Raw genomic sequence first — 22037 nt, forward strand, 5'->3', positions numbered from 1 at the left:
GTATATGTGAAATTATAGTAGTATAAAAGAACTAATATAGTTGGAGGTTGGGAATATGTCAGACTATGCTACTGTAAGTTTGCTTACGAATGAATTACGAGATTACTGGCGGAATTTACTAAGTGAGATAATTGGAGCAAATATCGATGTTTTTAATGGAATAAACGGGGATCAGCTAATTCAACAAATGAAAGACGTTCAAAATAAACTAGCCTTAGTAACATTAACGCAAGAACGTGATATTTTAGCTGTGACTGGGCTTCAAGGAGCTGGAAAAACGACTGTCGTCAAACGCCTTTATGATTTAGACGATTCGTTCCTCCCAGAAAACTTAAGCCGCGGAGAACAACTGCCTGTTTTAATTACAGAATCAAAGGTTCAATCACCAGAAGGATATTTGTATTATTCATCATTTGAGGAAGAAAACGGATTTCAATTAAAAAGTAGAAAAGTAGACAGTCAAGAGTTTAATCGAATTGCAAAAGAACCTGGAACCGAAGATGTATGGTTAGAATTAAAAGTGCCGTACAAATATTTTCAAGGATCTTCAGAAGAGCTTGACCATTCACATGCTAATCGGAAGTCCTTGGCGCTACTACCCGGTTTCGAAAAAGATCAGAACGAAAAATCACAACAGTTGCTTTATCATCTATTGTATTTATCAACATCAAGTGTTGTTGTTTTTCGTAAAGATACATATGCACGAGAAGCAAGTGAACGAATGTTTAAACGAGTGAAAGATATTTATAAAAATGTCAAACCGATTTTCGTTCTCTCGCACGGAGATATTAATCCAGAGCAAAACCAACATATGCACGAACAGATGGTTAATGATTTTGGAATCGAAGAAAGTGAGACAGATCGGATTATTATTAGTGGAGATCCAACGACTTACAAGGAACCTTGGATCGAACAGTTAATGAAAAGTATTCAAACGTATGGCTATATTACAGAGGAAAGTGAACAGAAAAAGGTACGTCTTTTAGAGCAACTTTTTAATGAGATACGCGTACAAATTGAATTGGTTGAAGAACTTCTTAAGAAACATGAAGAGAATAAAATTATTAATTCAAAGGGTCTTTCGAGTAAGGATAGTACCTATCGTTTAGTTCATCAATTTGAGACGTTTTATGAGAAAGTTTTAAAAGAATTAGAAGCCAGCATCAAATCAGATTTAGAAAAAAGAACACCTACGGTACGGAAAAATTTTAATCAATTTGTTCAGAAAAACACGGGATTTTTACAAAATTTAACGTCGAAGTTCAGTGCAAATGCCTTAAAAGAACAAGAAAAGTTGCAAGAGGCAATAGAAGATTCATGGATTTATGCCAATCAAGAAAAGCCAGAAGGAACGATTGTAAATGTAGTAACTGACTATATTCATGAGAATGATAAAGGCATTTTACAAGATCCAGCTTCTAAGGAAGTGGCACCTTCTCAACTAGAAACAAAGGACCCACTAGAAGAGTTTAACATCGAGGGTCTCGAAGAACTTGATTTAGAAGATGTTACTATAGAAGGGTTTGAATCAATTACAGAGCCTACATTTGAAAAAATGGAAATCACTCAGGCGGGAAATGAGGGAACGTCATTACAAAAAATTAATGCTTTCTTTAATAAAGAGGAAAAGGATTCTCTTATTGTTTTAGAGCGGGATGATATAAAAAACATGGTTATAATCGGGACGATGATTGGTCGTCAGTCTCTTGTAGCACAGCCTTTGTTACAACAATTAAGTAATCGTTCTAAAATAACGAATACGAACGTTGAAACTTATCGGAATTCATTAGATAAAACAGTGAATGACGTTGATAGTTTTTCATCAAATGTAAAACAACTTGGGAACCTTAGCCCAACGATTTTAAAAAGCATTCCGCTAGTTTTAGGAATTGATATTGCCCTAGATGGTGAAGCGGACCTAATTAATCATGTGGTTAAAGCATTGAATGCAGTCGGTTTGCCAATTGTGCCGCTTCAACTTGTCTCAGTTATAGGTGCAGGCCTTGCGCTAACTTATGGGGTAAATGCCATCCAAAAGGCAGTGCAAGAGACAAATAAACGTCAGTTAGAGTTAGCCCAAGCTGGACACCATGCGATTGAGCAACTTCCAGCTCTGCAAACAAAAGCGTTTATAACAGCGCAACGTCGAATTTTTGAGAAGATGGCTGATCAACTTTATGAAGTTCATAGTGAAAAGTTAGGGAAGTTTGATGACGATGGAACATTAGAGAGAATTCAATACCAGATACGACGAATTAAGAATATGAATGGACAAGTTCAGAAGATGGTGTATCAACGTGCAGGATTTATTATATAAGCTAGAGAGGGAACGTTGGAATTGGGCTAAACAAGGTGTAGAAGAATTTCGCAATGGATTTTTACGCCTGCAAGAGACAAATCCAGAAAAAAAAAGAGTGCTAATCGGTGTGTACGGACCTACCCAGGTAGGAAAAACAACCTTGATTTTAAAAGTATTAGGAATCGCTGAAGATAAAATGAACATTCTTTCAAAGGCACTTCGTGGTAAACGGAGTGCTGGTCATTCAGCAACCGTAACAAGTACGATTTATCAACGTTCCAGTAGTGACTTTTTTGTCTTGGTATATCCGGAGGGAAGTGAAAAAAGATGTGACACCCTTTCTGAACTCGAAGATGCACTGTATGACGTACGTGTGAAAGTAGAAGAGAATGATATCTTTTCCACGAAACCCCTAATCATTAAAATTGCGAACACCTTCTTCAATGAAAGAGAACTAATGAAACGTAAGCAAGACATTGAAATTATTGACCTTCCTGGTGATGACAGTCGTGAAGTCAAGGAAATAAGACACGTAAACCGTTGTTTAAAAGAATATTTACCTCTATGTCGGGTGTGCATATTAATGGAAATCTCGAGTCAACTTGTTTCTTTAACACAGCTTGACCGGGAATTTGTGCGTGATTGGAAATGGATGCCTTCCCAATTCAGGATTGTCTTGACACGAGCGGTGACAAGTTCATCGGTTATCCGTTTGATTAAAAACGAAGCCTTTACTTCTACGACACAATTTCAACGTTTTTTCGAATCAGAGTTAGACCGTTACGCGACAGAAGATGAGCAGATAGCAACAAAGGTTTATCCACTTGAATTCGGGGATTCATGGGATGGAATCAAAAAACAAGATGTTGAGCTATATAATCGAACAAAGCCTTGGATAGATGAGACGATGGCGCAACTCGTTGAAGATCTTAGCTCAGTTCATTCGCCTCAAAGTGAAATTGAGCAAGTAAAAGATTTAGAGAGATATGCAATCAAACGTAGTAAAGAAGAGTTTGAAGCGTTAGCACGAAAAAAAGCACAACACCTAGACAAATTGCAGGACGTAGAGCGTTCAATAAAATTGCGTAGCAGAAAAAAAGTTCAGGCAGTAGACGAGCTCGACGAATTTATCGAGCAAGGGAAAGAAATAGAGAAAGAGCGTTTAACGAAACCAGTTGCAGCCAAACTGAGACGGTGGAAGTATCGCTCTTTAAGTGAGAAGAAAACGACGGTGTTAAAAAACGATTTCTATTTTTATTTAGATAATTTAAAAGAAGAGTATCAGGACCGTATCGAATCTTGGAATCGCAAAGTAAAAACATTCGTGCAACACCACGGGTTGAAAACGGACCCGATTACTTTAGAATTCAAGGAAAAATCAGCTAGCTTTTTGGACAATCATTACATAATGAAAACCTACTTGCGCAAGGGAAATTTTAATGAGGACTGTGAAATTCTTGATAGAAAACTTCTCGAAGCCAATGATGAATCGTATGCCACAGTGGCGACAGCGATTGAAACACAAAAAGACAAACTCGTGAAAGATGTAAATTCACTTATTTACAGAAGAAACGCACTGATTCAAACCATTGATGAGGAAATAATGAACGAAAAGAAAGAGATTCAACGACTAGAACAATCACTTGTAGAGATTAAGAAACTAATGAAAACAGCTCGTCACGAATGGAATCTTGATATTGAACGGTCAAAAAAATTTAATGAGTTTTTAAAGAACGCCTTTGTGATAGAAGCAAAGAGACTGCAACAATTAATCGTAGCAACCCACACTAGATCAGAGGAGAAGTGGTTGTATCATCAATATTTGAACATCATTTATAGCGATGTTGAAAGGATAACGAAAAATGTCTAAACAAGATGTTAATAAAGATTACAACCAAGCGGTTCAGTCGTTAAAACAACTTAACAATGAGCTTTTTTACAATGACTTAAAAACGAGGATGACGGACTCGATTAATCGCTATGAGGAAAGCTTTGATAAGTCAACAGAAGCGCTAGAAAAAATGGAAATGATGACACAAAGACTTCCTAGTGCACTTGGCGAAGAACTTAAGAAAGTGACAGAATTATTTATTCTTAATTCCTCAGATGCCGTGGAAAACACAACCAAAAAGGTTGAAGACATTTTTCATAATCGTGAACAAGTATTAAAGAATATGTCAGCTCACTTCGAAAAAATTCTTCAAAACTACGTGAAGCTTCAAGGGCTGTCAAAATCACAAGTTGAAGAACAACTAAATGCATTAAAAGAATATGTGGAAAACGAAAAGAATGAATGGAAGCAGCATAGACAAGAACTAATGCAATTGCTGACTTCTTTAATAAAGGAGAATAACAAAACAACCACAGATTTTTTCCAAACCAAAATAGACAGCATCGATAATATATCAAAAAGGCACCAAAGCTCGTTAAATACACTGTTAGATGATGTAACGTTGATAAAGGATTTACTTAAAAACGTTGAAAGCAACGTTACGAACCGTTACTCAGACACAGTCCAGACCGTCATCAAAGAGTTTAAGGAATTGAACAGTGAGCAAACAAGAAATCTACAAACCTTAGAAACCACGATAACTGAAAAGCTCCACGAAACTGAGCATGTGCAGCAAGAGATAAGTTTGTCGCTCCAAGAAGTAGCAATGACTCAAGCACAGTCTCAGCAACAACTTGTGGAAGCTCAGTTTTTAAATCTAATGGAGACAAATGAAACAACCCAGCGAATCAACGAAAAGAAGCATCGTTTTACTTTTAGAGTGATTGTTGGACTGGCGGTCGGAGAAGCGGTGATTATCGCCATACAACTAATTGCACTTCTTTGAAAGTGTCTCTAAAAAGACAAACATTCCCAAGTTTTTAAATAGCCGAACTTGGGAATAGTACTCTAAAAGGGGATGGCTTTTGCATGTATTCATTTAGTCACTATAAATTAAAAGAAAATGAAAGTGGTTATGATGTGATGTTGTATCTTAATGATACGATGGAAGAGATGTCAGAAGAATTAGGATTAGTAGTAAACAAAGACAAGAAAAGAATTGAGAAAGAGGCGGCTCATTTGATTGAAGAAAAACTTCCGTATCTAAAAGATTGCGTTATCAAAGTTATGGGGGGAGCAATGTTAGTAACGACGTTTGTACTGGGTACAGAGGAAAAGGCTCGTGCAGCTGAAATAGACGACACCGATTTTAATGAAAACGAAGAAGATACACTTTTAACATATGCAGATACGACGGAAAATAATAAAGATACTAATTTATTTGTAAATGGTCCAATTAATTTAGAGGAAGTTCTAACTTTACCAGGTGGGCAAATAGACATCGTCCTACCGTTAATTGATGAGTTACCATTATTTGCTCAACCTCTAGCGATACCAGAACGAGCTGAGGAAGAACCACAAGCAGATGATGAACTTCCAGTAAGTGAAGAAGAATTTGAATGGCTTGCTAAGATGATTTATTCTGAAGCTAGAGGCGAGTCACTTGGAGGGAAAATTGCTGTTGGTGCCGTTATCTTAAACCGTGTAGACAATGAGCAATTCCCGGATAGCATTGAAGAGGTTATTTTCGAACAAACATCAGGTGTATTTCAATTTAGCCCAGCTGCTGGTGACGCAATTCTTACAGCAGAACCGGATGATTCTAGTATTGAAGCGGCAAAACGCGCCTTAGCTGGAGAGGATCCAACGGAGGGCTCACTCTACTTTTTTAATCCTGATAAGACGAACGATTCATGGATAAGGACTCGAACAGTTTCTAAAGTTATTGGGAATCATGTTTTTGCTTTTTAATAATTTTGTTACTGGAAAATGTTAATACATAGTTGAAGCCATGGAGATCTTATGGGATCATCCATGGCTTCTGATCGTTCAAAATGTATAGGTAAGTATAGTTTACGTTTTAATATTAAAAGATAGTTAGTAACCTTATAGTAAGTATCTTTAAATAATTTCAGTACTTCTATTTTTCTATTATTTTCAGTACAATCGGTTATAACACGTAGTGAAGGGATTGTAATATAAAATATAGAATCAAGGAGTTCAGTTATAAAAAATAATAGAATGGAGAGATTGTTTTGATTAAAGGAATTGGACACTTAGCTTTAATTGTTGAGGATATGGATAAATCGCTTGAATTCTATTGTGACATTTTAGGTTTTGAAAGGGCTTTCGAAATTCGTGATGACGAGAATAATCCTTGGATTGAATATATTAAAGTGGCTCCTGGACAGTTTATTGAGCTATTTTATGGTGGCGTACATAAACAACAAGAAATGAATCAGCAAATCGGTTTTCATCATTTATGTTTAGAAGTTGGAAATATACATGAAATAGCAAATCATCTCAAGGGTAAAGGACTTACCTTAGATGTTGAACCAACGCAGGGTAAAGATAATAATTATCAATGTTGGATTAAAGACCCAGATGGAAATCGGATTGAATTTATGCAGCTTGATCCGTCTTCACCACATATGAACTGTTAATTTACGTTATTTGCAACTTTTTAGGGGGAATTTTACATGGAACGAAAACAAGTGGTTGTAGTCACAGGCGCTACACGAGGAATAGGTCGTAACACGGCCGTATTTTTTGCGGAAAAGGGCTACACCGTAATTGGTACAGGAAGAAACACCGCTAAGTTAAAAGAAGTACAGACGGAACTAAATAAGTACTCAAATGAACATTTGATGATCAAAATGGATGTAACCAAAGCATATGACGTGCAACAAGTTGTCGATATAGTCATGAGTCAACATGGACGCATTGATGTATGGATTAATAATGCCGGTGCCTTCAAAGCAATTGGTCCAACTTGGGAAGTCAAAGCAGAGGATTGGATGAATGATGTAACAACAAATCTTTTTGGAACCTTTCATTGTGTTCAAGCAGTTGTACCAATTATGATAAGACAAAGCTTTAGAAGCATTGTTAATATTGTCGGTGGTGGCACAATCGGTGCGTTTAAATATGGAAATGGCTATGGTACCTCGAAAACATCGGTTGCTCGTTTAACTGAAAATTTAGCTGAAGAGCTAGCAGATACCCCGGTTCGCGTATTTGCCTTAGATCCAGGCTTAAATGATACTGACATGACTCGGTACCAACGGGATACAGAAGATGGACAACGCTATTTAAGTGCGATAGAGGACTTATTTGACGAAAATATTGATGTTGCGCCCCATCAAGCTCCTCAGTTTGCCTACTATATGGCAACAGGTGAGCTTAATGACTATGTTGGTCGCATTGTGTCTGTGTATGATGATGTGGAGAAGTTAAGAACGGTTGCTAGTGATGCACGCGACGAGGATTTTTATAAACTACGATTAAATAAGTGAGAAAAGTTAGGTAGACTGTACGTGAGGATATAGTCTACCTTTATTATTCTATTAGTTTGGTAAAAGGAGGAATCTTTATGTCAAATCCCGTTTCATTTAGCATTATTGGGGGGGCAGGCTTTCGAGCTCAGTATTATTTAAGAATAGCAAGTGCATTACCAGAACATTTTCGTATTGCTGGAATGGTTGTCCGTGACGAAGAGAAGGGTATAGAATTAGAAAGAACTTTGAATGTTTCTACATACAGAACACTAGAGGAACTTCTAGATAAGGAGCAGCCTGATTTTGTCGTTGTTTCCGTTAGCAAATCAGTTATCCCTCTTTATTTAATGCAATTGGCGGAACGAAAAATACCCATGTTAGCAGAAACACCGCCAGCTGAAACGGTAGAGGATTTGGTCTTGTTACATGAACGGTTAACAGATTTAGGTGCAAAAATTCAAGTAGCTGAGCAATATCATCTCCATCCGATACAGGCGGCTCGTTTAGAAGTGATTAAATCAGGTCGGTTAGGTAATATTTCAGAGGCAACTGTTTCCATCTCCCATATGTACCATGGTGTCAGCTTAATCAGAAAAATGCTAGGGGTTGGATTTGAGGAAGCAAGAATAAAGGCGATAAGCTTTGATGTGCCTATTTCTGCTGGACCCGATCGAAGTGGTCCACCAACGAGGGAGGAAATCGTAACGGTTAAGCGCAATTTAGCTTGGATTGAATTTGACGGAAAATTGGGTATCTATGATTTCACAGACAACCAACATCGCTCTTGGATACGATCTAATCATTTGTCGGTTAGGGGAGAGAAAGGGGAGATTTTCGATAATCGACTCGATCTTATGTTCGATTATGCTACACCCCTTCATTTAGAATTTAAACGTATAAACAAAGGGGAAGAGGAGAATCAGGAAGGTCATTATCTTCAAGGAATTATGGTGGGTGAACGCTGGGTATATCAAAACCCGTTTATTCCTGCGAGACTTTATGATGATGAAATCGCTATCGCCACCTGTCTGAAAAAAATGGCTTTATACATTAAGGGTGGACCTGAATTTTACAGTCTGGAAGAAGCATCTCAAGATCAATATCTTGGACTCATGATCGAACAAGCGATACAGACGGGAAAATCGGTTCAGACTGTTCGACAACCATGGGGATAAGCTAAGAAATTATATGCCACAACCCTTTCTCTTTCAAATCTCACAAATCATGAGCATATTGCCATCAGGATCTTTAATATTAAAAGAATGACCGTGCTCAATTTCTGTTACAATTTCAACATTCATATCTTTCATTAATTGATAAGCTTTGTGTATATCTTCGGTGTTGAAATGAAACATCGGTGTTCTTGCATAACAGTCCTCCTTGTAGATATTGCTGTCTAGTACAATATTTAATCCGTTATTTTCCATAGGAATGCAGCAAAGATGTCCTACAATAATTTCAAATATAGGTTCAACATCTAATAATGAACAGTACCATTCTCTAGCTTTTACAATGTCACGTACTGGTATAAAAATCGCTCCAACTTTATTCGTAATAATACCCAAAATCTTCACACTCCTTATTTCTTAATTGCATAGACACAGTAAAGAATTATTCGCTGTCGGTAGCAAAAATCCTGTTTAACTTTAGAGGGAAAGTGATTGCTTTCATTCATGGTTTTACGTTTGTTCAGATAGGTGGATTTTAACAAATTAGATAATTAGTGTAGAATAAAGCTGGATTAAATCCAGCTTTTTTTCATACATATAAAAAATATATAGCGAAAGTAAATGGAATAATTTAGAATGTAGAATATATTACATAATTCTGAAAGTATGGAGGAATGAAAATTGAATAATCATGAGATTGATTACACGATATATGGAGATGACATGCAGTTTGTTGAAGTGGAATTGGACCCTCAAGAAACAGTAGTTGCTGAAGCTGGAAGTTTAATGATGATGGATAATGAGATTCATATGGAAACCATTTTCGGTGATGGTGCTAGTTCGAATGGGTTAATGGGTAAACTACTTGGTGCTGGGAAACGAATCCTAACAGGCGAGAGTTTATTCATGACTACGTTTACGAATCAAGGCCACGGTAAAAAGCATGTCTCTTTTGCATCTCCTTATCCAGGTAAAATCATTCCCATGGATTTATCAGAATTAGGGAAAATCATTTGCCAAAAGGATGCGTTTTTAGCTGCAGCTAAAGGAGTTTCAATCGGTATTGAGTTTCAACGTAAAATCGGTACTGGTTTCTTTGGTGGAGAAGGATTTATTATGCAAAAGCTTGAAGGAGATGGGATGGTTTTTGTCCATGCAGGTGGGACCATACATAGAAAAGAATTAAAATCAGGAGATAAATTAAGGGTAGACACAGGTTGTTTAGTTGCGATAACAAGTGAGGTAGACTACAATATTGAGTTTGTAAAAGGAGTTAAAACTGCTTTATTTGGTGGAGAGGGTTTGTTCTTTGCTACGTTAGAGGGTCCGGGCACCGTTTGGATTCAATCTTTACCATTTAGCAGACTTGCTAGCCGAGTGTTTGCAGCAATGCCTCAAACGGGTGGCTCTAAAGACGAAGGAAGTCTTGCAAAAGGTTTGTTTAATATAATAAATGGAAAATAAAGCAAAGTAATCTGAAGGATCTTTTGTACGAGTCGTATCGATAACTACTCTTGAATTTCAAAAAATACTAAATTTTTTATCAAATCTATTCAAAAAAATAGAAGTGGAGTATTATATGAGAGTAATGTCGAATTTAGTCGAAAAAAAGCAAACCTATTGAAAGAAAGGGACGCAAAGCCTTGGGCCTAAGGAATGTAAATTCTATGGTAGCCGGGTTGCCGAGTTTAGTTCGTTATTGAACTGTGCCATTCGGTGCAGTTCTTTTTTTTTTCGTAATGTTGGTGCATTGGTTAAAAATCAGAGGGAGCGCACTATGAATAATTTAAGAACAAAACTACCGCTCTTCATCGTTTTATTGGTAATATTCTCAATCTTGATTTCGGGATTTATAACCTATTCGTTTAGTTCGGAACTTTTGTTGCGAAAGAGTAAGGATGAGATTAAAGCGAATGCATTCCGAACTAGTGAAGCGATCCATGCATTAGTTACTTCAGAAATTAGAAAAACGGAAATTCTAGCATCTCAACAATTATTTAAGAATACGTTAGAAGCGAAAAGTTCAAATAGAGATTATTTCATCCATTTTGGCATGGCAACGCAAGCGCTTAGAGACGCATACAAAGGTTCGTCTAACCACGAAAAATTTTGGTTAGGGGATATGGATGGGGTTGTTATCGCCAGTAGTGAGGAGAAACTCGAAACAGGAAGTATTAATGTTGCGGATCGACCTTATTATATTGCTGCTTTGAAAGGGCAGCCTGCGGTAAGTGGCACGATAAACTCAAGAGCAAACGGAGAAACGATTATTGTCACTGTAGCCCCTATTAAAGATAATAAAGGACAAGTGTATGGCGTAATTGGAAATTCTATTTATACAGCTTTTTTCTCAGATCCTTTAAAAGGAATTAAGGTGAATGATCGTGGCAAGTTGTATATTATTGACTCAAACGGGATGATTTTGGCTCATTCTACAGATGATTCTTTAATTAAAACAAAGGTGGACAATCCTCAAATTCTTTCTTTATTAAATGAGAAGCCAGGAGATGATCTTTTAAAAGGGACCGTTTATATAGAGGACCATGGAGTCACGAAATACGTAGGTTTTTCGAAGATTCCTTTGGCTGATTGGATTGTCATTGTCGAGGATGATATTGAGGATATAAAAAGCCCATTGAAAGAATTATCTATGAAGTTTTTGATTGTCCTTTTGCTAGCTCTCGCAATCTCCCTTATTTTAGTGTTTTTTTTCTTATCACAGTGGGTGACTAAACCATTGCATATAATCATGGAAACGGTTACTGATGTTAGCTCAGGAGATTTGGATGCTCAAGTACGGTTACAATCTAAGGATGAATTTGGGGTGCTTGCTGGTACATTTAATCAAATGCTTGTTAGGATAAAGGATTTGATGCAAGCGCAAGAAAAGGCAAATAAACTAGTGGTTGAAAATGTTTCTGAGCGTGAAAGAAGCCGGATGTCGGAGATGCTTAGATCCGCAATGCATACATTAAGTTCTAGTTTAGATGTGAATGAAGTTCAACAGGTAGCATTAAAAGAATTACACGCATTTGTCCATTATAATCGGGCTAGCATTTGGTCTTATGATAATCATACATTACTTATGAATGCTCTATCAGAAGACAGCGATCATCAGTTACCGCAATTAAACACAAATCAAATACGTGAATACTACGAACAAATTAGTAAAGATGAACAGCCAATCTTTTCTAAATACAAGAACAAAAATAGCTATATTCTCGTTATCCCTTACCATCTTCACGGAAAATTAATAGGACTTAATGTTATTGAGCGAGAACAACTTAATTTTGAAAGAAGTGAAGTGGAGTTAGTACTCAGTTATTCAAGTCAAGTGGTCGTTGCGATTTCTAATGCTAATCTATATTATCAAATGGAAAAAATGGCAGTGACAGATGATTTAACAGGTTTGTATAATCGTCGTTATTTCTATCGATTGGCTCAAGAGGAGTTTGGAAAAACTAAGACAAACAACGTTCCCTTATCTGTCGTGTTATTTGATATTGACCATTTTAAACAAATTAACGACAGATATGGACATTTTGTAGGTGATAAGGTACTTCGTCAATTGGCTAGCGTTATTTTGGAATCCATTCCTAAGAAAAATGTATTGGCTCGCTACGGTGGGGAAGAATTCGTCCTACTCTTACCAAACCTAGAAGGTGAAGATGCTAGAACCATTGCGGAGTGTATGAGAAAGAACGTGGCCAATCATAGTTTTGAGACAGAAAGAGGCACGATTAAGGTTTCGATAAGTATAGGGATATCTCAATTTGCGAGTGAAGACAACAGCATTGAGGCGCTACTCCACCGAGCTGACGAAGCTTTGTATCTTGCTAAAGCTAATGGGCGAAATCGTATAATTTTTCAATGAACTAAATAATTTGATAAAGGGAAAATGCGTTTATTTTGATAAGCGGTTTTTCCTTTATAACTATAATGAATGAAAAAAAATTGCGGTTAATGTTTTGATATGTTATAATTATAATTGTCTTCAATAACGAATGCACTTGTCTGATACTTATTGTTGATTTTTTAATAAGAATTAGTTAAGAATCATACATTCTTTATTTGAATTAAAATTAGAGTAATGGTAATACTATATATAACGTCGCGGGGTGGAGCAGTCTGGTAGCTCGTCGGGCTCATAACCCGAAGGTCGGAGGTTCAAATCCTTCCCCCGCAATACCGAGGAACCGAAACAGAGATGTTTTGGTTTTTTTTTCGTTTAGGGTCACTTTTAATTTTTCTAGTTTTTCTAAGCGAAACGAACACTCCTCCTTTAGTGAGAAGGAGTGCTCATTTAAAGAAAATGTGTTGAAAGGATTAAGCGGCCTCAAACGAGATTCGTATTTGGACAAGATCTTGAATAGAGTCATCCATCGCACTTCTTGTGTAAACTTGTAGTGTTCCTGCGGCAGTGGTGGGCTGGGTATTAAAGGGAATGGCGTCCTGAAAACGACCATATGTTGGAGCGCCGTAATCTGCCGTTGTAAAGGTTTCGTTTGTGACAACGATATTATTATCGTCTACAACTCTGTAAAGAACGTTGGCTTCATAGGCCCTGGCGTAGCCTGTTATGAGTTGATTTTCTCGAATAACGGAGCTCGGATAAGGTCGTGTTACGACAATATTTTCTGACGTGGGAAGAGGAATTATGAGTTTCATGCCCTCAAATAGAACATCTGGTGAAATATATAATCGCTCTGCATTAGCTTGAATGATTGTCGGAATGGCAACTCCAGTCCTCTCAGAAATTTCTGTGAGTGAATCTCCAGTTGTGACGTCGTAAACAACTGCAGGTAATTGAATTTGTTGATTAGTGTAAATGAAATTCGGGTTATGAATGGTCATATTTATACCAGCTAAGAGTGATGGAAATGCCGAAAAACGCTGTGATATAGACCAAAGTGTGTCTCCTCTTTGAACGACATAGAGCGTTATGGTTTCATTTGACAATATTTTAGGAATGACGAGTAGTTGACCCGGGAAAATGACATACGGATCGACAAATGGAGGATATAAGGCATTGGCACGGTAAATGGCGTCGAGATTACTTTCATATTGCACAGAAAGGTTATAAACCGTATCTCCAGGTTGAACTGTGTGAAGAATATGTGTTCCAGGCTGTATCGGCATTTAAAGCGCTCCTTTTTTTTTCAGTAATTATATTTATGAGTGAAGTCGAAGGAGATATGCCTCTTGAATTTTTCTAGGGGAAATTAGTTGTGGTAATTAGATAGGCTAATTGTTAAAAGGTTCGTCTGAATGGAGAGTCCTTAGCATAGTTTGCTTTCATGGCACTAACTGGTACAATTTATATAATCTTTCTTAATTAAAGGATAAGGAAAGTAGATTGGAAAATAAAATAGGTATGAATTTCAGGAGGAAATAATGAAAAGAATATCACTTGGGTTTGTAGCATTCATTATTATGCTGGCATCTGCACCTTTGTTTGTAAAGGCTCATGTAAAATGGTTTACAGACACATCACCGGAGAAGGAATCAATGGAACAAATCTTATCCCCTTTATTTATGGTAATCGCGATATTGCTTGCTATCCTGCTTGCTATATTGACTCAGCTTCTTCCAAAGCTAGATAAAATTAAGCCATTAGAAAAGGTTAATCAGTTCCTCGATCGTTACCGCATTTCGTCAAGATACATATTAAAATATGGGACGGCCCTAGCTTTAATTATTCAAGTTCTATCAGGTACGATTTTTGCACCTGAATTTATGATTACTACTGTCACTATTGAGGTTTTAGTATGGATCGCTATTATTTTATTGTTAGTACCAACTCACTATTCAACCAAAGCGGGGGCACTAATAATATTAGCATTGTTTATCTATCAATTAACAGAGTCTGGCTTGTTTCATATGTTAGATTATGGATTTTATTTAGCAATTATCTTCGTATTATTGATTGGGAAAACCAAGCTTGAAAATTGGGGATTTCCTTTATTATATCTTGGAACAGGACTGTCATTATGTTGGGTCGCGGTAGAGAAGTGGGTATACCCTTCTATGACTGTGGATATTATCCACCAGCATGGTGTTCCTACATTTGGATTTCCACCTGAAACATTTATCGTTCTAGCGGCTTTCATTGAATTTATTGTCGGATATTTACTGATTGTGGGTATCTTGAATCGTCTTCTTGCTTTAGTATTAACGTTAATTTTCATTTCAACTACGATGTTGTTTGGAATAACTGAAATTATCGGACACTTTATGATCCATATCATCCTCATCATATTTATTATCGAAGGTGTTTCTTTTTATGATCCGCCAATTTCTATTCACAAAACGAAGATTGACCAAATGGTGTTTGTTTTCTTGAATTTTCTATTTGTGTTAGCGACATTTGTTTTATTGTATTATCGTTTTGCCTAAATTATCGTTTTCGGAAAATGCTAACAATCTCTTTAAACTATAAGTTATAATATAAGAGAATCTTGGTTTCAGAGCTCTTTATACTGGTCAAGAGAAGCATTAATGATACGATAAGAGACAGACACTCTCAAAATGTTGGAAGGAAGGTATTTATGTCGGAACAGAATATTACGAGGATAACCTTAAATGGTAAAGAGATTATCCTTCTTGGTACCGCCCATGTATCCAAGCAAAGCGCAGAGCAAGTTAAGGAAGTTATTGAAGCAGAAAGACCTGACTCCGTCTGCATCGAATTGGATGAGCAAAGGTATCAATCCATTATCGACCAAAATCGATGGAGAGATATGGATATTTTCAAGGTAATTAAAGAAAAGAAAGCAACGTTTTTACTAATGAACCTTGTCATATCTTCCTTTCAAAAGCGAATAGCCAAGCAATACGATATTAAGCCTGGTCAAGAAATGATTCAGGGAATTGAATCGGCAGAAGAACTAGGTGCGGAACTTATCTTAGCCGATAGAAATATACAAATCACTTTCTCCAGAATTTGGCATGGTGTTGGTCTAATGGGAAGAACGAGACTTCTTATGGAGATTATCGGAAGTATTTTCAATAAAGATGAGATTTCTGAAGAAGAGCTCGAGAAAATGAAATCCGAAGATATGTTAAACACGATGCTTCAAGATTTCACTGTAAACTTTCCTAAATTGAAAACACCTTTAATTGATGAACGTGACCAGTATTTAGCGCAGAAAATTAAAGAAGCTCCTGGAAGTAAAGTTGTGGCTGTTTTAGGTGCTGCACATGTTCCTGGTATTAAAGAAGAAATTAATAAAGACCATGATTTAGAAGCGCTATCTGTACGACCTGTAAAATCTAAAGTGCCTACTATGATTGCTTGGATCATCCCATTCCTCATTCTGGGTATCATTGGGTATGCCTTTTTTATGAATCCTGATGTTGGTGTTAATTTAACAATGAGTTGGATATTATGGAATGGGGTTTTTGCAGCAATTGGTGCTGCGATAGCATTTGGACATCCTTTAACGATTATATCCGCTTTTGTTATTGCGCCCTTTAGTTCATTGTATCCTCTTCTAGCAGCTGGTTGGTTTTCGGGGATTATGGAAGCATATCTGCGACGACCAAAAGTAAGTGACTTTGAAAATCTCTCAGATGATGTGTTTACCTTAAAAGGGTTTTGGAGCAATAAGGTCACTCGAGTCTTACTTGTTGTTGTTTTAACAAATTTAGGTAGTACACTCGGAACAGTAATAGGTGGGGCAGATGTTATCCGGTTGTTTATCAGAAACATATTAGGAACGTAACAAATCTAGCTTTAATATTATTGTGTAACATACATATATTGACCTTTATGCCTGTTACTAAGTGTGTTTGCTTAATACATTTGTGGCAGGCATTTTTAAGGAGCGACTATATATGCTAGGAAGGGGTAGCTTTGAGTCTAAAAAACATGCAAACTTACCCTTCCTTAAAAAGTATTAAAACCTCATTTGCAAGAAACAAAAGCTACCGTTTTATGGGTAGTCTTTTTTGTTTTATCAGGTAGGATCCTAGTTTTTTTAAAATCATATATCACTGGAAACTCGAAATCTTTTTTTGAGCCAACTCAAAACTAAAAAAAGGTGAATGAACCATTCTTATTTAGAACAAACCATTTTTACAAAAGCTTTACCGACGCGTTTTGTAAGCGGTTACGAACAGTTAACAAGTAATGTAGATGTGAACCAAAGCAACAAAGATGAAGGAATATTTTATATGCGCATTTCGTGGAATATTGAACGATTGTCCTTGCCGAAATTGGCTGGTTATAATCAAACTGAAAATGAAAAGTTATTTGAAAAGGGGGTTTAGCATAATGGGGGATTCATCAGTAAAACCCTATGGAGAATCTGAGTTAGAAATTGACACAAGTAAATTCATTAAAAAAAGAAAAAATCCGTACTACGAAAATATCAGAAAAAACTGGATGCTTTATGTCATGATTCTTCCTGGTTTGTTATTTTACATTCTATTTAAATATATCCCATTACTAGGAAGTGTTATTGCGTTTAAAGATTACCAAATTTTCAAAGGGATATTGGCTAGCCCATGGGTTGGATTAGATAATTTTCGATTTATCTTTACCTATCAAGATTTTTATCAAGTGTTAAGGAATACGGCGATGATCGCTTTTTATCAACTTGTTTTTGGATTTCCAGCACCAATTATTCTCGCATTATTATTTAATGAGATCCGACTAATGATTATAAAAAGAACTGTTCAAAGCTTATTTTATCTTCCACATTTTTTATCTTGGGTTGTCGTGGGGGGAATTGTTTTTGAATTATTATCTACGCAAGGGATTGTCAATGCTGTTCGTGTACTGTTCGGCGCAGAACCGATTCTCTTTATGCAGGAGGAAAAGTACTTTCGGACAATTGTTGTTATCTCTGATATATGGAAGGGGGTTGGCTGGGGAACGATCATTTATTTAGCTGCGATAACCGCAATTAATCCCAGTTTATATGAAGCGGCTGTCATCGATGGGGCCAACCGTTGGAAACAGACAATCTATATCACGCTACCATTATTGTTTCCCACAATTTTAGTTCTATTTTTACTTAATATCGGAAATTTCTTAGAACTTGGGTTTGATCAAATCTTTAACTTACTAACGCCGATGACCTATTCCGTCGGAGATATTATCGAAACATATGTTTACCGAGCTGGTGTGCTCCAAGGACAATATAGTGTAACCACTGCAATTGGTTTATTCCAATCTGTTGTTGGCTTCATATTACTCTGGATATTTAACAGACTCGCAAGAAAATCAGGACAGGGGTTATGGTAATGAGACAATCATATGGAGAAAAATGCTTTCAATTTTTCAACTATACGGTTTTAATTGTTATGGCGCTAACTATGATTCTTCCTTTACTTCAATTGTTAGCCGTGTCTTTTAGTTCACCGATTGCTGCTGATTCAAGAAAAGTATTCTTGCTACCAGTAGAATTTACATTGGACACGTGGACACATATCCTGCAAAATAAAGTTCTTTGGAAGTCTTTTGCCGTTACAGTCTATATTACAGTTGTTGGAACCTTCTTAAGTATGTTTTTTACAGTCTTAACGGCGTTCCCGTTATCGAGAAAGGAATTTTTGTTACGTAAACCTATAATGCTAGCGATTGTCCTCACGATGATTTTCAATGCACCTATGATTCCGTTTTTTCTAACAGTTAGAGAACTAGGGATGATGGACTCGCTATGGGCGCTTATCATTCCAGCGCTAATTAGTACCTTTAACATGGTCATTGTGAGAACCTTTTTTATGGCGGTACCAAGTGACTTGGACGATGCCGCAAAAATTGACGGCTGCCATGATTTTAGATTGTTATTCCAAATCTATTTGCCGCTATCTAAGCCAGTTCTTGCTACGGTTAGTTTATTCTACGCTGTCGCCTATTGGAACACTTTCCAAAAAGCCGTTTTGTTCATTAGAAGTCCTGAATTATGGCCGTTACAGATGAGACTTCGAGCCTATTTCACCTCACCAGAAGAGCTCGCTGCTGTTAATCTAATCACAAACGATGCTGACTTTAATACAACAACTTTGAAAGCGGCTACAATTATTTTTGCTACCGTACCTATACTACTAGTATACCCATACCTTCAGAAGTATTTTGTAAAAGGTGCAGTCCTTGGATCACTGAAAGAATAGTAGATATTAAACCGAACTATCGGTTTGATTATATAATTTAATATAAAAGGGAGGAAAAGGCATGTTAGCTAACAGAAAGCGAATATTTTTATTATCTCTAATGTTAACTCTAATTTTGGGTATGATGGTTGCCTGTAACAACAGTAATGAAGAGGTAGATAGTTCATCACCTAATGAAGAGGATGTTAAAGAAGAAATAATTGAAGAGGCTAATGTCAAAGTATTCAAAAGTCACTTAACAAAAGGCACTCTTCCGGGTCCTGATGACGCACATGTTCAATATGTGAAAGGAGAAACGGGGGTTGAGTATGAATTATTAACTCCTCCAGCAGGAGCTGATCCTGTCGAATATTTAAATCTGATGTTTGCGTCAAATGATTTCCCAGATATTTTCCGCCCAATTGGCGGAGTGGAACAAACTTTAATAAATCAAGGTGCGGCCTTACCTCTAGATGATCTTCTTCCAAAGTATGCACCTAATGTATGGAATAATATTCCTGAAGAGGCGTGGGACGTTGTCCGTTCTGCCACACCTGATGGGAAAATCTACTATGTCCCAAAAGTATTCCTCGTTCCTGAACGTGCTCCTTTGATTCGACAAGATTGGATTGATGCAGTAGGACTTGACATGCCAACAACGGTTGAAGAATATAAAGAATTATTAATCGCATTCCGTGACAAGGATCCTAACGGAAATGGCTTGAAGGATGAACTTCCGACCTCAGGAAGAGAGTTTGGTAAATGGATGGATCATTTATTTGCGATTTATGGGGTTGCAATGTGGGAAGGGTCACCTGAATGGGATATCTATGAAGGTGAAATTCAATATGCTGGTGTGTCAAAGAATATGAAAGCAGCCATTTCGTTCATTCGAGAGTTATATGAAGAAAAGCTATTAGACAATGAAACGTTTTTAAATAAAGGTGATGTTTGGACGGCAAAAATTAATAATAATCTAGTAGGTAGCTGGTATCATCTTCCTGCCAATTTACATGACCGTTATAACGCAATGCTAGAAGGCGCACCTGATGCCTATGTTACAGGAATGCCTTTACCAGAAGTTGATGGTTTTGAAGGATTCGTTACGCAAAAAAGTATGGGAGAACCAGAGTGGATGATTCCTGTGGCATCTGAAGAAAATGCAGCTGCTTCATTAAAATTATTAGACTTCTTTTATAATACGGAATTTGATGATTTTATTCGATATGGAATTGAAGGCGCACATCATGAAGTAGAAGATGGTAACAAGGTGTTGATTCCAGCAACGGATGAAACGCCGATTCCATTAGGAATGAGAAATTTCACGACCATTGAAGATATGGAAATTCGAATTGAACAAACCATGCCAGAACAACAACAAGAAATGGTTAAAGATATCTTTGAGATAAGCACAGCTGATGCTAGAAGAATTGCGGGTGATGGCTTGCCAAGTACTGTTTATGAAGGGTTCCCAGATATTCAATCTCATAAATTATTTGAGGAATATTTAACGAAAATTGTTATTGGTGAGTGGCCGATTGATAAATTTGATGAATTTGTAGATAGATGGTATCAATCAGGTGGAGATACTGTGACAGAACGGGTTCAGGAATGGTACGAAAGAATGGGAAAATAATGAATAAACGTTTAAGATGCAAGTTGCCCAAAGTCTATTTGGGCAACCTCTCTCTTAAACTAAATGAATAACATTAATGGTGAAGGGATTGATATCGATGAAAAAAAGATATGCCATTTGTGGTGTAAGCGGGAGAGCTCTCGGTTTGTTTGCCGAGTCAATTATTACGACGTTTTCACAAAGTTGCGAAATCGTTGCCTTGTTGGATCGTGATCCTGTACGATTTGAATTGTTTGGTACTAGATTTCCAGAACACGGCCATGTGAAGACATACGGAGAATCTGAGTTCGATCTGATGGTTAATGAAGCAAAACCAGATGTGATTATCACTGCAGGAAGAGATGATAGCCATGCGAGATATATTCTTGCCGCGTTGCGTCGCGACTTAGATGTGATTACCGAAAAACCTATGGTTACCACTGCAGAAGATAGTAGAAAAGTGTTAGAAGCTGAACGGGAAAGTAAAGGGAAGGTAACGGTGACCTTCAATTACCGCTATTCACCCATTCATACAAAAATTAAAGAATTAGTACGAGAAGGCAAGGTAGGAAGAGTGACCTCAGTTGATTTGAATTGGTATCTTGATACGTATCACGGTTCTAGTTATTTCAAAAGATGGAATCGGATGAGGGAACTCTCAGGAGGACTGTCCATTCATAAATGTACGCATCATTTTGATTTAGTTAACTGGTGGATTGACCAAAAACCAGTTGAAGTTTTTGCTTATGGTGCATTAAATTACTACGGACCAGAAGGAGAATTAAATCCTAAGAAAGAAGATGGAAGACATTGTGGAACATGTGATTATACAGAGGACTGCTCGTACTATTCTCGGTGGAACTCAAGGAAGGAAAGAGTGCTAGTACCGGATGATCATCTAGGATCACTCACTAGTGATAAAAATAAATATCCTTATACAGATTATCGACCTGATCAATGTATATATGACTCCGAGATTAATATTGAGGACACGTATACTGCGTCCATAAAGTATAGTAAGGGTGCATTGCTTAGTTACTCTGTTAACTTTTCTCTTCCTTATGAAGGATATCGCCTAGCTATTAACGGGACAAAAGGGAGAATCGAGACGGTTGAATACCATTCACCAGGGCGGACGCCATTTCCAACCCCGGTACAAACCATTGATTATTTCCCTTTGTTTGGGTCTAAGGAAACGATACATGTCGTTCAACGTCAGGGAGGACATGGAGGGGGCGATCCGTTACTCTTAGAGGACTTGTTTATGGGAGCGAATCCGAAACGACCGTACGAGATTATGTCTGGCGCGGTAGACGGAGCATACTCTGTGTCTACTGGGGAAGCAGTCTGGAAATCAGCTAAAGAAAATCGTCCAATTACAATTGAAGAAATTCTTGGTAAACAACAAGAACCTCCCAAAGTCGAGGCGAGGAAATAAGTCGAAGCTCTCTGAATACTTTTAACCACAAGAAAGCATATAAGTCGAGGCGAGTCATACAAGGAGATTTTGAACTTTTACAGAGAGAAC

18 protein-coding genes, 1 tRNA gene and 1 riboswitch are annotated in these 22037 nt (G+C 37.2%); of the genes, 17 read left to right on the forward strand and 2 right to left on the reverse strand.

The features are described from left to right. Positions 1 to 55: 55 nt before the first annotated feature. The 7 genes from CEF19_RS21210 to CEF19_RS21240 all read left to right on the forward strand — a co-directional run bounded on the left by CEF19_RS21210 (position 56) and on the right by CEF19_RS21240 (position 8802). Positions 56 to 2317, forward strand: coding sequence for a hypothetical protein (locus CEF19_RS21210; RefSeq protein WP_100407886.1), 2262 nt, complete (start codon positions 56 to 58; stop codon positions 2315 to 2317). After that, complete coding sequence (locus CEF19_RS21215) at positions 2298 to 4169, forward strand: V-type ATP synthase subunit I domain-containing protein (protein ID WP_100407887.1); 1872 nt, start codon at positions 2298 to 2300, stop codon at positions 4167 to 4169. The genes CEF19_RS21210 and CEF19_RS21215 overlap by 20 nt, the downstream gene beginning before the upstream one ends. Beyond that, complete coding sequence (locus CEF19_RS21220; protein ID WP_100407888.1) at positions 4162 to 5136, forward strand: hypothetical protein; 975 nt, start codon at positions 4162 to 4164, stop codon at positions 5134 to 5136. The genes CEF19_RS21215 and CEF19_RS21220 overlap by 8 nt, the downstream gene beginning before the upstream one ends. 83 nt (positions 5137 to 5219) lie before the next feature. Continuing rightward, a complete protein-coding gene (locus tag CEF19_RS21225; RefSeq protein WP_100407889.1) occupies positions 5220 to 6101 on the forward strand; it encodes a cell wall hydrolase in 882 nt (293 codons plus the stop codon). A 284-nt stretch (positions 6102 to 6385) separates the two neighbouring features. Next, on the forward strand, positions 6386 to 6793 hold the full coding sequence (locus tag CEF19_RS21230) for a VOC family protein (protein ID WP_100407890.1): 408 nt from the start codon (positions 6386 to 6388) through the stop codon (positions 6791 to 6793). Between the two features lie 36 nt (positions 6794 to 6829). Beyond that, positions 6830 to 7645, forward strand: a complete 816-nt coding sequence (locus tag CEF19_RS21235) for an SDR family oxidoreductase (RefSeq protein ID WP_100407891.1) — start codon at positions 6830 to 6832, stop codon at positions 7643 to 7645. A 77-nt stretch (positions 7646 to 7722) separates the two neighbouring features. Continuing rightward, the gene (locus CEF19_RS21240) at positions 7723 to 8802 is read left to right on the forward strand and encodes a Gfo/Idh/MocA family protein (RefSeq protein WP_100407892.1); all 1080 of its coding nucleotides are present in this window, start codon (positions 7723 to 7725) and stop codon (positions 8800 to 8802) included. Positions 8803 to 8835: 33 nt separating this feature from the next. Here the strand turns inward: CEF19_RS21240 and CEF19_RS21245 are convergent, their stop codons facing one another. Next, a complete protein-coding gene (locus CEF19_RS21245; RefSeq protein ID WP_100407893.1) occupies positions 8836 to 9192 on the reverse strand; it encodes a VOC family protein in 357 nt (118 codons plus the stop codon). A gap of 285 nt (positions 9193 to 9477) precedes the next feature. Between CEF19_RS21245 and CEF19_RS21250 the strand changes: the two genes are divergently transcribed. From CEF19_RS21250 to CEF19_RS21260, 3 genes are all read left to right on the forward strand, one after another. Continuing rightward, complete coding sequence (locus CEF19_RS21250) at positions 9478 to 10260, forward strand: TIGR00266 family protein (RefSeq protein ID WP_100407894.1); 783 nt, start codon at positions 9478 to 9480, stop codon at positions 10258 to 10260. A 136-nt stretch (positions 10261 to 10396) separates the two neighbouring features. Further along, positions 10397 to 10483: riboswitch (cyclic di-GMP riboswitch) on the forward strand. Positions 10484 to 10573: 90 nt separating this feature from the next. Beyond that, positions 10574 to 12670, forward strand: a complete 2097-nt coding sequence (locus CEF19_RS21255) for a diguanylate cyclase (protein WP_100407895.1) — start codon at positions 10574 to 10576, stop codon at positions 12668 to 12670. Between the two features lie 238 nt (positions 12671 to 12908). After that, positions 12909 to 12982, forward strand: a tRNA-Met gene (locus tag CEF19_RS21260). A gap of 140 nt (positions 12983 to 13122) precedes the next feature. On the opposite strand, the gene CEF19_RS21265 is transcribed toward CEF19_RS21260, so the two are convergent. Beyond that, on the reverse strand, positions 13123 to 13935 hold the full coding sequence (locus tag CEF19_RS21265) for a LysM peptidoglycan-binding domain-containing protein (RefSeq protein ID WP_100407896.1): 813 nt from the start codon (positions 13933 to 13935) through the stop codon (positions 13123 to 13125). Between the two features lie 255 nt (positions 13936 to 14190). Between CEF19_RS21265 and CEF19_RS21270 the strand changes: the two genes are divergently transcribed. From CEF19_RS21270 to CEF19_RS21300, 7 genes are all read left to right on the forward strand, one after another. Beyond that, entirely contained in the window at positions 14191 to 15192 is a 1002-nt protein-coding gene (locus CEF19_RS21270; protein ID WP_100407897.1) for a DoxX family membrane protein, read from the forward strand. Between the two features lie 152 nt (positions 15193 to 15344). Beyond that, positions 15345 to 16520, forward strand: a complete 1176-nt coding sequence (locus tag CEF19_RS21275; protein WP_100407898.1) for a TraB/GumN family protein — start codon at positions 15345 to 15347, stop codon at positions 16518 to 16520. 322 nt (positions 16521 to 16842) lie between these two features. Further along, entirely contained in the window at positions 16843 to 17067 is a 225-nt protein-coding gene (locus CEF19_RS21280) for a hypothetical protein (RefSeq protein ID WP_100407899.1), read from the forward strand. Positions 17068 to 17182: 115 nt separating this feature from the next. Continuing rightward, entirely contained in the window at positions 17183 to 18046 is an 864-nt protein-coding gene (locus CEF19_RS21285) for an ABC transporter permease (protein WP_227522122.1), read from the forward strand. Beyond that, the gene (locus tag CEF19_RS21290; protein WP_100407901.1) at positions 18046 to 18915 is read left to right on the forward strand and encodes a carbohydrate ABC transporter permease; all 870 of its coding nucleotides are present in this window, start codon (positions 18046 to 18048) and stop codon (positions 18913 to 18915) included. The genes CEF19_RS21285 and CEF19_RS21290 overlap by 1 nt, the downstream gene beginning before the upstream one ends. A 61-nt stretch (positions 18916 to 18976) precedes the next feature. Next, complete coding sequence (locus tag CEF19_RS21295; RefSeq protein ID WP_100407902.1) at positions 18977 to 20530, forward strand: type 2 periplasmic-binding domain-containing protein; 1554 nt, start codon at positions 18977 to 18979, stop codon at positions 20528 to 20530. 97 nt (positions 20531 to 20627) lie between these two features. After that, a complete protein-coding gene (locus CEF19_RS21300; protein ID WP_100407903.1) occupies positions 20628 to 21947 on the forward strand; it encodes a Gfo/Idh/MocA family protein in 1320 nt (439 codons plus the stop codon). Positions 21948 to 22037: the final 90 nt, after the last annotated feature.

Origin of the sequence: Bacillus solitudinis (assembly GCF_002797395.1) — a bacterium.
In the GTDB taxonomy this organism is placed as follows: Bacteria; Bacillota; Bacilli; order Bacillales; family Bacillaceae_D; genus Halalkalibacter_A; species Halalkalibacter_A solitudinis.

Coding starts and splice junctions, on each gene's coding strand:
- CEF19_RS21210 (WP_100407886.1), top strand. CDS start 56: ATGTCAGACTATGCTACTGTAAGTTTGCTTACGAATGAATTACGAGAT.
- CEF19_RS21220 (WP_100407888.1), top strand. CDS start 4,162: ATGTCTAAACAAGATGTTAATAAAGATTACAACCAAGCGGTTCAGTCG.
- CEF19_RS21225 (WP_100407889.1), top strand. CDS start 5,220: ATGTATTCATTTAGTCACTATAAATTAAAAGAAAATGAAAGTGGTTAT.
- CEF19_RS21235 (WP_100407891.1), top strand. CDS start 6,830: ATGGAACGAAAACAAGTGGTTGTAGTCACAGGCGCTACACGAGGAATA.
- CEF19_RS21240 (WP_100407892.1), top strand. CDS start 7,723: ATGTCAAATCCCGTTTCATTTAGCATTATTGGGGGGGCAGGCTTTCGA.
- CEF19_RS21255 (WP_100407895.1), top strand. CDS start 10,574: ATGAATAATTTAAGAACAAAACTACCGCTCTTCATCGTTTTATTGGTA.
- CEF19_RS21265 (WP_100407896.1), bottom strand. CDS start 13,935: ATGCCGATACAGCCTGGAACACATATTCTTCACACAGTTCAACCTGGA.
- CEF19_RS21270 (WP_100407897.1), top strand. CDS start 14,191: ATGAAAAGAATATCACTTGGGTTTGTAGCATTCATTATTATGCTGGCA.
- CEF19_RS21275 (WP_100407898.1), top strand. CDS start 15,345: ATGTCGGAACAGAATATTACGAGGATAACCTTAAATGGTAAAGAGATT.
- CEF19_RS21280 (WP_100407899.1), top strand. CDS start 16,843: ATGAACCATTCTTATTTAGAACAAACCATTTTTACAAAAGCTTTACCG.
- CEF19_RS21285 (WP_227522122.1), top strand. CDS start 17,183: ATGCTTTATGTCATGATTCTTCCTGGTTTGTTATTTTACATTCTATTT.
- CEF19_RS21290 (WP_100407901.1), top strand. CDS start 18,046: ATGAGACAATCATATGGAGAAAAATGCTTTCAATTTTTCAACTATACG.
- CEF19_RS21295 (WP_100407902.1), top strand. CDS start 18,977: ATGTTAGCTAACAGAAAGCGAATATTTTTATTATCTCTAATGTTAACT.
- CEF19_RS21300 (WP_100407903.1), top strand. CDS start 20,628: ATGAAAAAAAGATATGCCATTTGTGGTGTAAGCGGGAGAGCTCTCGGT.